13 protein-coding genes are annotated in these 14,808 nt (G+C 54.5%); 12 read left to right on the top strand and 1 reads right to left on the bottom strand.

Translation table 11 applies throughout. The annotated features are described in order from the left end of the window. Positions 1–109: 109 nt before the first annotated feature. The 12 genes from HP555_RS03275 to HP555_RS03330 all read left to right on the top strand — a co-directional run bounded on the left by HP555_RS03275 (position 110) and on the right by HP555_RS03330 (position 13,830). On the top strand, positions 110–571 hold the full coding sequence (locus HP555_RS03275) for a helix-turn-helix domain-containing protein (protein ID WP_199263766.1): 462 nt from the start codon (positions 110–112) through the stop codon (positions 569–571). Beyond that, positions 526–3,321 (top strand): N-6 DNA methylase, encoded by a 2,796-nt coding sequence (locus HP555_RS03280; RefSeq protein ID WP_199263767.1) that lies wholly within the window; start codon positions 526–528, stop codon positions 3,319–3,321. The genes HP555_RS03275 and HP555_RS03280 overlap by 46 nt, the downstream gene beginning before the upstream one ends. Further along, the gene (locus tag HP555_RS03285) at positions 3,321–4,676 is read left to right on the top strand and encodes a restriction endonuclease subunit S (protein WP_199263768.1); all 1,356 of its coding nucleotides are present in this window, start codon (positions 3,321–3,323) and stop codon (positions 4,674–4,676) included. Before HP555_RS03280 ends, HP555_RS03285 begins: the two co-directional genes overlap by 1 nt. After that, positions 4,673–5,767 carry a PDDEXK nuclease domain-containing protein gene (locus HP555_RS03290; protein WP_199263769.1) on the top strand — a complete coding sequence of 365 codons (1,095 nt, stop codon included), beginning with the start codon at positions 4,673–4,675 and terminating at the stop codon, positions 5,765–5,767. The genes HP555_RS03285 and HP555_RS03290 overlap by 4 nt, the downstream gene beginning before the upstream one ends. Continuing rightward, positions 5,764–5,949: a DNA modification system-associated small protein gene (locus HP555_RS03295; RefSeq protein WP_199263770.1), complete on the top strand. Its 186-nt coding sequence runs from the start codon at positions 5,764–5,766 to the stop codon at positions 5,947–5,949. The genes HP555_RS03290 and HP555_RS03295 overlap by 4 nt, the downstream gene beginning before the upstream one ends. Beyond that, complete coding sequence (locus tag HP555_RS03300) at positions 5,946–6,584, top strand: hypothetical protein (RefSeq protein WP_199263771.1); 639 nt, start codon at positions 5,946–5,948, stop codon at positions 6,582–6,584. The genes HP555_RS03295 and HP555_RS03300 overlap by 4 nt, the downstream gene beginning before the upstream one ends. A 70-nt stretch (positions 6,585–6,654) precedes the next feature. Then, complete coding sequence (dndD, locus tag HP555_RS03305) at positions 6,655–8,646, top strand: DNA sulfur modification protein DndD (protein ID WP_199263772.1); 1,992 nt, start codon at positions 6,655–6,657, stop codon at positions 8,644–8,646. Between the two features lie 4 nt (positions 8,647–8,650). Continuing rightward, positions 8,651–10,177, top strand: coding sequence for a DndE family protein (locus HP555_RS03310; protein ID WP_199263773.1), 1,527 nt, complete (start codon positions 8,651–8,653; stop codon positions 10,175–10,177). Between the two features lie 779 nt (positions 10,178–10,956). Next, entirely contained in the window at positions 10,957–11,874 is a 918-nt protein-coding gene (locus tag HP555_RS03315; protein WP_199263774.1) for a glucosamine inositolphosphorylceramide transferase family protein, read from the top strand. 4 nt (positions 11,875–11,878) lie between these two features. Further along, the gene (locus tag HP555_RS03320) at positions 11,879–12,979 is read left to right on the top strand and encodes a glycosyltransferase family 4 protein (RefSeq protein ID WP_199263775.1); all 1,101 of its coding nucleotides are present in this window, start codon (positions 11,879–11,881) and stop codon (positions 12,977–12,979) included. A gap of 228 nt (positions 12,980–13,207) precedes the next feature. Next, positions 13,208–13,636, top strand: coding sequence for a transposase (locus tag HP555_RS03325; protein WP_199263776.1), 429 nt, complete (start codon positions 13,208–13,210; stop codon positions 13,634–13,636). Continuing rightward, on the top strand, positions 13,633–13,830 hold the full coding sequence (locus HP555_RS03330; protein ID WP_199263777.1) for a transposase: 198 nt from the start codon (positions 13,633–13,635) through the stop codon (positions 13,828–13,830). Before HP555_RS03325 ends, HP555_RS03330 begins: the two co-directional genes overlap by 4 nt. A 408-nt stretch (positions 13,831–14,238) precedes the next feature. Here the strand turns inward: HP555_RS03330 and HP555_RS03335 are convergent, their stop codons facing one another. Then, positions 14,239–14,772: a hypothetical protein gene (locus HP555_RS03335; RefSeq protein WP_199263778.1), complete on the bottom strand. Its 534-nt coding sequence runs from the start codon at positions 14,770–14,772 to the stop codon at positions 14,239–14,241. Between the last annotated feature and the right edge of the window lie 36 nt (positions 14,773–14,808).

The following is a 14,808-nucleotide window of genomic DNA, read 5'->3' on the forward strand; positions in this document are numbered from 1 at the left end:
TATCAAGGAGTTACGAGGAGCGCGGGCTTTGAGACTGTTTTGCGGTAGGTCGGCGTTCCCTCCACCATTTACAAAAGATAAACCCGTCTCTCCAGAGGATGACCTTGGAGTGACGGGTTTTCTTTTTCCGCGTACCACCGGCAATGTGTGTTGCCATCAGGGTACCGTGCTGCCGCTGTTATCACTCTTTTTTCGAGAAGTCCGTCACATCCCGCTTCTCTTTTGCCTCGAAATTTTCTGCATTCTTATCCCTGTTATCCGGATCTCGTCCGCTTTCCTGCATCCTTCCTACATTCTTCTTGTTTTTATTGGTGCCCAGGGTTATCTTTCTTTATCATTTTTTCACTACGAATCTCTTCTGAGCGGTGAGGTCATGGATAAAATCGACAAATGGCTGACCATTGATGAGTTGGCAAGCTACATCAAAATGAGCCGAACCAAGCTCTACGGTATGGCCCAGCGCGGCGAGGTTCCCGCCTCCAAGATCGGCAACCAATGGCGTTTCGACCGGGAGGAGATCGATCGGTGGATGAAGGCGCACGCGACCGGCAAAGGGGAACCCAAGGCATGAACGCCGGAATCGACACTAAGGAATCTTCCATGAACACCAAAGATATCATCGATCATATCTTCAGGGACCCGGCCACCAAATACGAGCTGACCGAGTTCGAAAACCTCGGCAAGGCGATTCACGACATCCTGGCGATCTACCCAAAAACGGCCGCCACGGGTCGGGATGCGGGCAAAACCAAGTACTACCTGAAAAGCTTCATTCCCTTTTCCTCGGGCAACGAGGAGGTACAGGTCTACGTCGAGAACGGCAAGGCCAACCCCGAAGAGATCGTGCGCCAGCTGTGGGTCTACAAGCTGATCCACCAGTACGGCTACAAGATGGACGAGATCGACCTGGAGGCCGGCGTGCAGTTCGGCACTGAGGTCGGCACCAAGGCAGCGGACATCATCGTCTACACCGACAACACCAAGGAAACGCCGAAGATCATCGTTGAGTGCAAAAAGCCCAAGCGCAAAGACGGCATCGAGCAGCTCAAGAGTTACATGAACGCCAAGGGCGCGCCGGTGGCGGTCTGGTCCAACGGCAGTGACAGCATCATTCTTTACCGGCCCTATCCAAAAGAATTCGACGACACCCTGTTCGATATCCCCAAGCGCGGGCAGGAGCCGAAGGACGTTCTGGAAACCAAGAAGACCCTGCTGCAGCTCAAGAAGGACTTCAACTTCAAAAAGATCATTCAGGACCTGGAAGAACTGGTGCTGGCCGACAGCGGCAAGGACGAATTCAACGAGATCTTCAAGCTGATCTTCGCCAAGATCTGGGATGAAAAAGAGGCGCTCGAAAACCGCAGGGACAGGACCGTCGAGTTCGGCAAGGCCCTTGACCCTGATATCACCTTCGACCGCATCAACGGCCTGTTCAAAAAGGCCTGCGAGGAGTGGCCCGGCATCTTTAAGGAGAATGAAGATATCGAACTGGCCAAGCGCCACCTGCAGGTCTGCGTCGGCCCCATCGAGGGTGTGCGGTTGCTGGGCTCCAACCTGCGCATCATGGACGACGCCTTTGAATACCTGCTGCCCACCGAATCCAAGAAGAAGAAAGGCCAATTCTTCACCCCTCGTCATGTGGTGGAGATGTGCGTGCGCATGCTCAACCCGACACGGAAGGAGTACGTCATGGACCCGGCCTGCGGTTCCGGGGGCTTTTTGCTGCACGCCATGGAGTGGTGCTATCCGGTCGGGGACAATGACCAACGCGAACTCCGCAAGCACAAGTACGCTGCCAAGTATCTCTGGGGCATCGATTTCGAGGCCCGCGCCGCCAAGACCTCCCGCGCCCTGATGCTGATCGCCGGCGACGGCCACACCAATATCTTCGGCCCGGATGTGAACAGCCTTGACCCCAAAACCTGGTATGAAAGCGGCTCCGGCCAGGCCCTGATGCTTGGCCTGCGCCAGGCCAAGCTGACCGCCAAGAAGATTCCGGAGCAGGAAAACCTCAGGGATGAAGACAAGGCCTGGGAATACTTCAACGAGTTAAAGTTCGACGTCATCCTCGCCAATCCGCCCTTTGCCGGAGAAATAAAGGACCGCAAGATGCTGGTTCACTACGATCTGGCCAAACCGGCCCTGAAACGGGCCGGCAGTAACAAATCCCCCAAGGAAGAGCGCGACGTGCTCTTTATCGAGCGTATCTTGAAGATGCTGCGCCCCGGCGGCCGGGCCGCCATCGTTTTGCCCCAGGGTAAGTTCAACAACTCGTCGCTGGCCTTTATCCGTGAGTGGATCTTGAAAAAAGCGCGGCTGCTGGCAGTGGTCGGGCTGCACCCCAACACCTTCAAACCTCATACCGGCACCAAGACCTCGGTGCTCTTTGTGCAGAAATACACCAGGCAGCAACTCGCCGATATCGCCCGCGTTCATGACGAGGTGGCCAAGGATTGCCCGGCTTTTGATGCCGAGATTCAGGCCCTGCTCGATGAGAACGAGGGCGATGTGGCGGAGGACGCCATCCCCGAAGCGGTGGCCGACCTGCTCGCCGAGACCTTCAACGAACCAGAGGCGGAAGAGCCTGCTGAGAATGGCGACGGTGAAAAGAGCGACGAAGAGGCCGCTGAGCTGCCCTCTGATGAAGAACGCATCGCCCAGGCCGAAGAGAAGGTAGACAACCTGCGGGGCGAGCTGCTGCGGGTGAAGCAGAAGCTCGCCGACCTCGACAGCGACGTGGAAGCACTGGCGCAGCAGCAGGAGCAGGACCTGGACGCCCTGGCCAGCGCCTGGACAGGCAACAAGGGGGACCTGCGCTTTCAGGTTAAGGAAATGAGGGCCACCTACAAGGTTGATACCCAGACCCTCAAGCAGAGCCAGAAGGAAAAATCTAAACGCTACAAGGCTGAGATCAAGCGGCTGGAAAAGGAGATCCCGATTGCCGAGCGCGACCTGAAACTGCTCACCAATCGCGGCAAGCTGGAGTTGATTCTGGCTGACACCGACCTGATCGACACCTTGAAGGAGCGCTGGATCGCCGCCGAGGTGGCCAAACGGCTCGACTACCCGATCTTTATGGCGGTGAGTGAGCGCGGCGGCAAGAACAACTCCGGTGATTACGAGTATGTGCTCGATGCGGACGGCCACCTGATGGAAGAGGCCAGCGGCCAGCCCAAGATCGACCAGGATCTGGTCAACTACGACCTGACCGCAGCCGACCTTTTCAATGCTGCCACCATCCCCGATGACCAACTCTGCGTAGCCGAGGCCTTTGTGCGCTTTGCGCAAGCTGAGGGGTTTGATTTCTGGGGGGCGGGGTGATGGCTGCAATCAATCATGTAATGCTCAGTGATGCAGTTTCCAATAACAGATTCTCAGCCGAATTTTTTGATCCACAATATGTGTTTAAACCAAACAATTCCGTGTGTTGGGCACCAATCGGACGAATCCTGAAAAAATGTGAATACGGCATTTCCATTTCGATGAATACTGAAAGCAAGGGTTTCCCTATTTTCAGAATGAACGAATTGAACAACTGCTTTGCCTTACGACCAGAAAAATTCGCAGCTATCTCACGGCAAGTATTTGAGCAGTACCGATTAAACGAAAACGATGTGCTGTTTAACCGCACGAACTCTTTTGACTTTGTTGGACGTACCGGAATAGTAAAAGACCAGACCGACTGCACATTTGCATCATATTTGATCCGTCTGGTTCCAGACAGAAACGTAATATTGCCCGAATATTTGGCTGTTTATCTGAACACTCAGTTTGGAATAGGCCAGATTAAACGCCGCGCAATGCGTTCGATTAACCAGGCAAATGTGAGCGGATCTGAGGTTAAAAGAATCCTGATCCCCCTCGTTGCTCCCGAAACTCAAGAGCATATTGCCGAGCTTGTTAATGCCTCGTATCAGGTAAGCAAAGAAAGTGAAGCTTACTACACCCAAGCCCAGCAACTCCTCGAATCTGAGCTGGGGCTGGACAGGCTGCGTTTTGACAAACCCGTGGGCTACACGGCGCGGTTTAGTGTTATCGGGCTGTCTGACAGCGTCAGCGCCAATCGTATTGATGCCCAGTGTTTCTCGCCTGAAGCCGTGTTCTATGAAGACTGGTTGCTGAAACATGCGAACTGCGATCGACTGAATCTCTTGCTTGCCAGCACTGCGAAAGGTCGGCAACAAGCCGAAGCCGAAACGGGCACAGCAGACTATTGCAGCATCAAACACATCACTAGCTGCGAAATTGTCGGCGCATCCAAAGCATCACCTTCTGCCGGAACACCAAACGCCAGAAAGGATGATCTACTGTTGGCCATTACCGGCGCGACCATCGGCAAAATCGGCATCGTCAATCGCTACGACAACCTCGTTTTTTCGGGCGACATGTTGCGTCTCCGGGCCAATGGTGCGGTCAATCCCCACTATCTCCTGCTGACTCTGGATCATCACTTGGGCCAGGTGCAATTTAATCGCTGGATCACCGGATCAACCAACGGCCATCTTGCCCAACGCGATGTCAGCCGGGTTCTGGTGCCGCGCCTTGCTCCTGAAAAAGAAAAACAAATTGCCGTGCTGGTGGCGGAGTCGCTTGAAAAGCGGCAGGAGTCGGAACAACTCCTTGACCAGGCCAAATCCCGCGTCGAACAACTCATCGAAGAGGCGGTGCGGGCATGAGCGACAAACCCGACAAACTACCTACCGACTACGTCGGGTTGTTGGCCGATATCAAGCAGCGGGTGCGTCATGCCCAGACCCGCGCCGTGCTGGCGGTCAATGCCGAGTTGATCCGCCTCTACTGGGAAATCGGCGCCCTGATCGACCGCCGCCAAAAACAACAGGGCTGGGGCGCCGGGGTGATCCCGCGCCTTGCCCGCGATCTGCACAACGAGTTGCCGGAGGAAAAGGGATTTTCCGAACGTAACATCAAGCGGATGCTGACTTTTTACCGCGAATATCCTCACCTGAAATTTGTGCCACAGGCTGTGGCACAAATCGAATCCGAGCCAAAAGGGCCACAGGCTACGGCACTTTTTCCGGCCGACCTGATCCAGTCCGTGCCCTGGGGCCACCACGCCGAGCTGATCACCAAGGTCAAGGATCCGACCACCCGCCACTGGTATATGCAGGCAAGCCTTGCCAATGGCTGGAGCCGCACTATTTTGGTCATGCAAATTGAAACCGCCGCCCATCAGCGACAGGGACGGGCCACCACCAACTTTGCCAAACGCCTGCCGCCACCCGATTCCGATCTGGTGCAGCAAACCCTGAAAGATCCCTACCTGTTTGACTTTCTCACCCTGGAAACGAGTTTTCACGAACGCGAGCTGGAAACCGACCTCATCGCCCATCTGGAAAAATTCCTGCTGGAACTGGGCCAGGGGTTTGCCTTTGTCGGGCGGCAATACCACCTTGATATCGGCGAGCAGGATTTCTACATCGACCTGCTCTTCTACCACCTCAAACTGCGCTGCTATGTGGTGATCGATCTCAAACGCGGCAATTTCAAACCGGAATATGCCGGCAAGATGAACTTCTATTGCAGCGTTGTCGATGACCGACTGAGTCATGCAACCGACAAGCCGACCATCGGCCTGATCCTCTGCCAGCAGCCCAACCGTGTGCTGGCGGAATACGCCTTGCGTGGAGTTGATAAACCCATTGGGGTATCCAGCTTTGAATTGACCCGCGCCTTACCGAAGAGCCTGGAAAGCAGCCTGCCGACCATCGAAGAGATCGAACGTGAATTGGAAGGGGATAAACCATGAATCTGACCAGTGAGGACAAACGGCTGCTGGAGGATCTGTGCCGACAACACGGTGTGAGCGCCGACAAGGTGCTGAAGCTACTCGACACAGTGCGTGATTACGAATTCAAGGAGCGCCGCACCGGGGTCTATGACGCCCTGCGCGAGATCCTGAAATCGACACCGGGAGGCGCGACATCATGAGCCACGGTGGAGAGGTCGAGCGTTATATGAAGGACCCGGGCCTGCTGGTGGAGTTGTGCCGGAAGGTGATCGAGCGGCTGGACACCGGGAGCGAAAACGGCGAGACCGCCGCCATGGAGGCGCAGTTGCGGGAAATAGCCCGCACCATTGACAAGCTCGACAAGCAGGGGGTGCCGGTGCCGGACGCACTTCGGGCTGAGAAGACCCGTCTAGCCGCTGCCCTGGGCGTGAGTGCCGAAGCCACCCAGATGCTTAACCATCTGGCCGATGAACTGGAAGAACTGCTGAAAGAGCTCAAGGATCGTATCGGCCGCACTCCTGAAGCTGCGCCCACCAAAAAGCCTCGTACCAAACGGTCGAAATCTCCAAAGACCGACAAAGCGATTCTGCGTATATTGATCATTGAAGCGCTCCGCCATCTCGGCGGCTCCGCGCCCAAGAATGATGTCTTGAAGTACATGGAGGAAAAACTCCTTGGCAAGCTCCTGCCCGGTGATCTGGAATGGCGGGAGGCAACAAATGACCATGCCTGGCAGAACAACGCCTGTTGGGAGCGAAATGCCATGAAGAACGATGGGATTTTGAAAGCGGATTCCACTCGCGGCATCTGGGAACTGAGTGAGGGCCACCGATGACAAATTTGCAGAACAGAAAATTTGCATGCACGCAGTGCGCCCGTCAGGCTGACATACAGGGAGGTATGTCATGAAATTCATCAAACTGACCATCGAGAACTACAAGTCGTTCCAGTTCGCCACCGAGATTGCCTTTCCCATGGCGGCGGACGGCCGCAGCATCTTTTTGATCGGCGGCATGAACGGTGCGGGCAAGACCTCGATCATGGAGGCGATCAACTATTGCCTCTATGGGGCCAAGGCGGACGAGATCTACCGCAACATCAACCGCCGCGAGAAGGCCAAGGGCAACGCCAATGTGGTGTTCGAACTGGTCATGGAGATGGACGACGGTGCAGAGCTGATCGTCAAACGCTCCTGGAGCGCGGGTGCGGTGGCGGAACCCAAGCCCCGCGACCTGAGCGAGCGGCTGGTGGTGGTGCGCGACGGCAAGCGGGTTTCAGTGCAGAATCAGGAGATCTGGCAGGATTTCATCCGCGCCGCCATTCCGCCCGGTATCACCCAGTTCTTCTTTTTCAACGGCGAGAAGATTCAGGAGATCGCTGCCGATGATCATTCCGAGGTGCGCCTGAAATCCTCGCTGGAGGCGGTGCTGGGCATCCAGAACATTAACCGCCTGGCCTCGGACCTGGCCTACATCAAGCAGGAAGAGCGCAAGGGCTTTGTGGAGATCTCCGACGAGGACCTGGAGTTCAAGCAGAGCGAGCTGAAAAAGGAGAAAAGCAAACTCGGTCGCAAGCAGCAGGAGCGCACCGGCTTGCAGGAGGAACTGGCCGGGTTCCGCGAGCAACTCGCCGACGCCAAGAAGCGCTTTGAGGCAACCTTTCATGCCGAGCCGGAAAGCCGCGAGACCATGCGCGAGCAGGAAAAGCGGCGCATTCAGGCATCCAACCGCCTGACCCAGGTGGAGAACGAAATCCGCAATCTGTGCGAAAAGGCGCTGCCCTTTGCCCTGGCGGGCAAACTGTTTGATGGCATCCGCCGGCAGATCGACCAGGAGCGCGACTCGGCCACCGGCGCAGCCATCAAGGAGCACGCCGCCGAGTTGGCCAAACGGCTGGTGCGAGTAGTCGAGGAGCCGGAGCCGATCTACCGGGAAAAGCTCTCCGCCGAAAGGATGGCCGAACTGGAGCGGCGCATCGTCCGCCTGCTCAAGGAAGGTGACGGTCGCGGCGATGCGGCCAAAGTGCTTGATCTCTCCGACCGGGACGCGGCACGGGTGCTGAACCAGATGGAGAATCTGGAACGAAGCGAGGTGTTCCTGATTCAGCCGCTACTGGAGGAAAAGCGCGAGCTGGAGACTCTGGTGCGGGCACTGACCGGCCTCTCCGGCCTCGGTGGCATGACCGAGTCGGAACGGGAGCTGTTCGACCAGCTGCAGGCCGAGATGGAAAGCTGCTCGACTCAGATCGGCCGCAAGACCGAGCAGCTTCGCCTACTGGAAGAGGAAATTCTTTCGTTGGAAAAACGCATCGGCGAAATCGAGATGGAGATCGAAAAGCTCTACGAGAAACACAACGTCTCCAGGGAGAAGGCGGAGTTCATCGAGGAGTGCGACGCCGTCGCCGGCGTGCTCAACCAGTTCATGGTGCGCCTGCGCAAGAACAAGGTGTACCTGCTGCAGGAAAAGACCTTCGAGATGTACCGCCTGCTCTCCAGCCGCAGCGGCTTGATCAAAGACCTGACCATCGACGACAAGACTTACGAGGTGCGTATCAGTGACCGCAACGGGCACGAGATCAAAAAGTCGGGCCTATCGGCGGGGGAAAAGGAGGTGTTTGCGGTGTCGCTGCTGTGGGGGCTGGCTCAGACCAGCCGGCTCAATCTCCCGATCATCATCGATACCCCGCTCTCGCGTCTGGACAGCACGCACCGGGATAACATCGTCAACAACTACTTTCCCAACGCCGGGGAGCAGGTGGTGATTCTCTCCACCGATACCGAGATCGATACGAACTACTACCGGAGCCTGAAGCCGCACCTGAGCGGTGCCGGTTGCCTTGCCTTTGACCAGCGGCAAGAGCTGACCACCTTCAAAATCGGCTATTTCTGGGAGAACTGAACCTATGGCGGATCGTCTGTACACATCGAGTGAGGCGGATGAAATCCTGAGCGCTCTGCGCTTTGAAACCAAGCTGGAGAAGGCAACCCTGGCACGGATGGCCTTTGCGCTCTCTCTTTCCAAGGTCGGTGCCGAGGTGCCGGGCAGCCCCAACTTCAGCGGCGGGGAGATGAAACGGCCAACATTCTTCGCTGAGGACGAGACCTTTATCCGTACCTTGCTTTCCTTCGCCTACAAGAGGCCGGATATCAGCGAAGACGAGCTGTTTTCGAACCGGTCGCTGACAAAGAATCACATCGACCATGGCGCAATGCTGCTGAATGAGTTGTTCCAGACCTGTGGTCGCAGCGGTAACGGGCTGATCGCCCGGTTGGTGGAAGAGGTGGAGTTCTCCGGCCGTCGCGAGAATTTTGGTCTAGAATTGGATATCTTCATCGGCCGTACGTTACTCAAACGCAACGAACTGGTGATGGCGTTGAACAACACCGCCAGGCATGCCAACTCTCACCTGGCCATCATGGGCAAGCCCGGCGTCGGCAAGACGCAGTTCCTGTTGAAGCTGCTCGCGGATATCCGGATTCAATCAAACTACCAGACCAATTTTGTTTACTTCGATTACAAGGGCGATGTAGTTGATAACGAACGGTTTCTGGAAATCGCCAAGGTTCAGCCGTACCGGCTTTTGCAGGCAGGGCAGAGCCTGCCGATCAACCCCTTTGTACTGCCCGCCTACGACGAGCAGACCATCAACGTTTCAGCCCGCGAAAAAGCGGAGAGCTTTGCCTCCATCAACAATAAACTTGGCGTGGTCCAAAAAGGGGCGCTGACCGAAGCGATCCGGGCCGGATATGCAAAACGTACCGGGTCTCCGACACCTTACCCGGATTTCCAGGACATTCTTGAAATTGCTGCGGCAGCATACGAGGAGGATGGCAAAAAGGACGACAGCCTGATCGAGGTCCTACGCGATCTGTCGGACTTTGATCTGTTCTGGAAGCACGGCAGCGACGCGCCGCCCATTGAAAAACTCTCCAATCGCACCCTGCTCATTGATGTACACGCCATGCCGGTTTTGAAGGAGCTGGTGGCCTACCTGGTCATTGAGCGAATGTATAAGGAGATGGCAAGCATGCCGGATAGCCCGGTGACCGACGGGCGACGAACCATCCGCACCATTCTGGTTATCGATGAGGCCCATAACTACCTCAACCAGAAGAATATCTTCTTGCAGCGTATTATTCGCGAGGGCCGCTCAAAGGGCGTGGTGGTGTTTTTCGCCAGCCAGTCGCCCAACGATTACCAGCAGGACTTCTTCAATTTCCAGGAACTGCTGGAGTTCGCCTATATCTTCCAATGCGAGGGCGTGGCTGCCGGTTCGGTCCAGAAGATTCTCGGCTGCACCAGCAAGACGGCCAAGGAGTTGCAGACGGAAATTGCCCGGTTGGAACCCTGGCAGGTGGTAAGTCGCAGTTCCGACAAGACCGAGGAGTTCGTTAAGTTCACGGCCGAAGCGTTTTACAAGAACTATTAAGGAAGCTCATGGTGCAGCCCGAGTTCACCATTGCCAGACGGCAGACCTCCGCAATCATCCGCATCAAATGGGCTTGGTCTGTTTGGCTTCGTGTTGAACCGGATCAAAGGTCCCACAACTTCACGAAAGGGCTTTGGATATTGTAATCAGCGAGGGAGGCAACACCCTGAGCGAGGCGCAGCATGGTCAACTACCTCATCGGGGGGGGGTAACCAATAGGCACAAACAGCGGTTCAGGAACGATCTTTACCCAGTACTGACGCAATCTCTCACACTCTGTCCGCAGCATGGCATCAACGAACAACGGTTCCAGTGGGATATAAAAGCTGGACGGATTCCCTTCCGCAAATAGCATTGAGTCCACCCATCCTTTCTCTCTGCCTTGTAACTCCCTGCAGTACAAGAACAGATCATCTGCTCATCTGAAGAGCTGTATCCTTTAATAAAAAAGGTTGTCAGCTCAAGCGTTATCTGATGTTCGCTCTTCCGGACAAGTTGGTTTTATTGATCAATTGGTGCCTGAAAACCGAGGTTTATGTGATTTCCCACCCGGTGAGACGGCAAAAGAAGACGGCTACCCTTGCTTGTTGATGCTATTAAACTACAGCCTTAAAATTCACAAGATGGTATGCATATGATGCCATCTTGGCAAAAAATAAGAAGATATCTAATCTGACGAATATTTTTTTATGACTGGAAAAAATATTTTTCTCTCTACAATCACTGACCAGGATCCTTAACACTCATTTTTGATATCCTGTCAAAATGTCTGACGATCAATGAAGCTACCTTTTTTTCAACGGCTCAAATCTACGATATTCAGAAAACAGCAATCTGCACAGGCCGAACACATCCATCCATACTGGAGTATCGGTATCTACACCGGAAAAACTCCCGACGCTCTCTCCTCTCCGACAGGTAGCATAAACCCGGTTCTTACCGCCAAGGATGTATCTGATGTCCCGGCAAATTTTGTTGCCGACCCGTTCATGCTCTACGAACAGGGCTGCTGGTACATGTTCTTTGAAATTGAAACCACGCTCAACGGGGCACCCATCGGCAGAATCGGGCTGGCCACCAGCCCGGATGGTCTACATTGGCGGTATGAGAAGGTCGTTTTAGAAGAGTCCTTTCACCTGTCCTACCCCTATGTCTTCAAGTGGCAGGATCAGTTTTACCTTGTGCCGGAAACCAGGTCGGTGCGGGAAGTACGTCTGTATCAGGCTGTTGATTTTCCATGGAAGTGGCAGTACAAAAGGTTGCTGTTAAGTGGCCGCCGGTTTGCCGACTCCTCACTTTTCCGCTTTAACGACCGCTGGTGGATGTTTTCCGATGCCGGTAACAACACCCTGCGGTTGTATCACTCTTCTGAGCTGACAACCGGCTGGCAGGAGCATCGTAAAAGCCCGATCTTAAGAAAAAACCCCTTGCATGCACGGCCGGGCGGCCGGGTTATTCCCACAGACGGTACTGTCCTGCGTTTTGCCCAGGATTGCCAGACATCCTACGGCAAACAGGTCTTCGCCTTTACCGTGACAGAGCTGACACCGAAAACCTATCGGGAAACACCGATAACAGAGCCGATCCTCTTGCCTGGTGCGTTTGCGTGGAACCGGTTTGGGATGCACACTGTTGATCCGCATCAACTGGCCGATGGCAGCTGGATTGCGTGCGTTGACGGCCTGGGTGAGAAGTAGCGGCATGCAGAGATATACCATTGTCCACTCTCTTTGTCATAACCAGTGGGGAGGGCTGGAGCGGCGCGTGTTTAACGAGGCGCGCTGGATGGCGGCACGCGGTCACCGGCTCTGTATTGTCGCCCCGGAAGGATCCCCCATCTTCTGCGAAGCACAGGAAGAGGGATGGGATGTTGTGGCCATGGAGTTTTCCAGGGCTTCGTTACTGCCCGATCTCTTCCGCTTTCGCCGACTCCTCCGGGCTATGCGACCGGATATACTCAACACGCACGGCAACATTGATACCAAGGCAGGCCTGTGCGCGGCCATGGGCTTACATATCCCCTGCATCATCTTATCGCGTCATATCACCGCACCTGTTCCGAACTCGTTTTACAACAGGCTGCTCTACAACACCCTGTGCCATAAAATTCTCACAACATCCGAATCAGCCCGGCAGCAGATTATCCAGACTTTATCGATCAGCAGCGATAAAATCTTTGCCGTGCCAAGTGGCATTATACCGCCGGCAACCCTCGTCTCACAACAGACCGCTCATCTGAAGATGACAAGGCAGCTGCAACGGCCGCAGCATACCCGGTTTATTGGCTTTGTCGGCCGGGTGACACGGGACAAGGGGGTCGATTATATTGTGGAAGCCTTTGCCAATATACACGACCGCTTTCCCCACTATGAGCTGGTGCTTGCCGGGCATTGCGATTACCACAACCAGCTGACGGAGTTTATACAGGAACGATCGCTTACCGGTCGAGTGCACCTGACAGGTTATCAGGAAGATATCTGGACGCTCTATCGTGCCTTTTCCTGTACAATTCTTGCCAGTGTTGAAAACGAAGGCGTGCCCCAGTCGCTCATTGAATCTATGTATGCGCAGTGCCCTGCGGTCGGTACCAATGTTGGCGGCATTCCTGAGATACTGAAAGACGGCGAGCTCGGATGGCTTGTTCGCCCGAGAAGTTCAGCGGATATTGCTGCGGCACTGACCAACATCATTGAGCAACCTGCTGCTGCCATGCAAAAAGTTGCAAAAGCCTCTGCCCATGTCAAGAACCATCACACCATCGACCAGATGGGCAACAGACTGCTGCATATCTATAAAAACTGATTTCCGCATATACGGCCTGCAGTGTATGCGACAGGGGTAGGGTTAGCAATGGCAGCTCTGTGTGTTTTAGCCGTTTTTTACAGCTCCTTGAACAACCAGGGCCGGGCGGCATGAGGATTTTGATTTTAACGAAGCCTTGCAGAAAATCCATATGGAGCTGGAGGACCTGAACATCGAGGCAGCAAGGCTGGCTGCGACCATTAAAAAGAATTTTAAGAAACTGGGAATATGACATACCGCCCGGATACACAGCATCGGCGTTCCATTCGGTTGCAGGGCTATGATTATTCCAGGGCCGGGGCCTATTTTATCACAATCTGCGCACAGAATCGGGAATGCCTGTTCGGCAAAATTGTGAATGGGAAAATGGGGTTAAACAATGCGGGGATGATGGTGCAAACGGTCTGGGATGAAATCCCGGCCCATTATCCGGGCATTGATATCGATGCATTTATTGTCATGCCCAATCATATCCACGGTATTGTCGTCATTGTTGGGGCGGTATTCGTAACCACCCCGATGATGGTAATGGGCAGAATAACGGGCAGCCACAGGGGCCTGCCCCTACGACGGCCCCTGATGTTCGTTACGATGATGGTAAAAAACGTACGGCGGGATTGTCCTTACCGGATGTGGTGCCTCGATTCAAAACCATGACCACAAAACAATATGCCCATGGCGTGAAACAAAACCATTGGCCAAGGTTTTCCGGTGAATTGTGGCAACGCAATTATTATGAACGTATCATCCGTGATGAAAACGAATTGAACCGCATCCGCCAATATATCATGGATAACCCGGCCAGATGGGACATTGACCGGGAAAATCCAGACATGGCAAACAGACAATGACCGATTGTGCAGGAAAAAACTGCAGCTGTCTTTGGCCATGTGTTCCGTGCGTACCCCGCAGTGCCCTCGTCCTATCGTCCTATTATGCGGCCATGCCCGCATAAAAAAGGAGGAGCAGACCAGGATCTGCTCCTCCTTCACAACAAAATCAAAAGTTATGGAAACGCTGATTCATTCTGTCATTGCGAGGAGCGTAGCGGCGTGGCAATCTATAACCGACTGATAAATCAAGAATTCTTGATTACTTCCCGCTTCGATTCCTCACGGTCACAATGACTGTCTCAATTTAATCAGTGCCTCCTTAAGTCTTTTACAAAATTCCCACTTACGCGGGCATAACCTATAAAGCAGTACCTACTTAAAATCCCCGATGAAGCGGGGTGCAACGGTGTAGCATCAGGCACCACATCATCGGCAACGGAGCATGAGCACCTGCATGATGATCGGCATCTCATACACCACATCAACATTCCCCCACTGCCGGTAGCCAACAGATACCCACTCTCCCTGCTTTTCCCAGAGATCATAGCCATACTTCCAGGCACCGCACTGATCGGCACACAGGTACTGGTAGGTCGGGCCATAGTAGAGAAAGGTCGGCCCACTGTTTTTTGTACTTGTCCGCGCCTGACCGATGAGCACCTGGTCAGCTCCGCGCGTACCGGCCTCTTTCAAAATGGTGGATTCGATATCTTTGCCGGAAAACTGCTCAGGCAGTTGAACCAGCACCTCTGCAAAAACACGGCACGATCTGTTTACCTGATCTGCTTGAAAAGCAGTGGCGATTTTGCTGGTGGCCGGATACACTGGCCCGCTGTAAACGGTCGGGTCGGGTCCACCTAAACCAACAACCTGCATGACGCGGTCTTTGGCTCCGCACCCTGAAAGAACAGCCAGAAGAATAACCGCGGCGATCATACACTTTACATTGACTCTATACATGCTTCGCACCCGTTGTGGTGTTGACTAAGAAGAAGG

The sequence above is a fragment of the Desulfobulbus oligotrophicus genome (genome assembly GCF_016446285.1).
In the GTDB taxonomy this organism is placed as follows: Bacteria; Desulfobacterota; Desulfobulbia; order Desulfobulbales; family Desulfobulbaceae; genus Desulfobulbus; species Desulfobulbus oligotrophicus.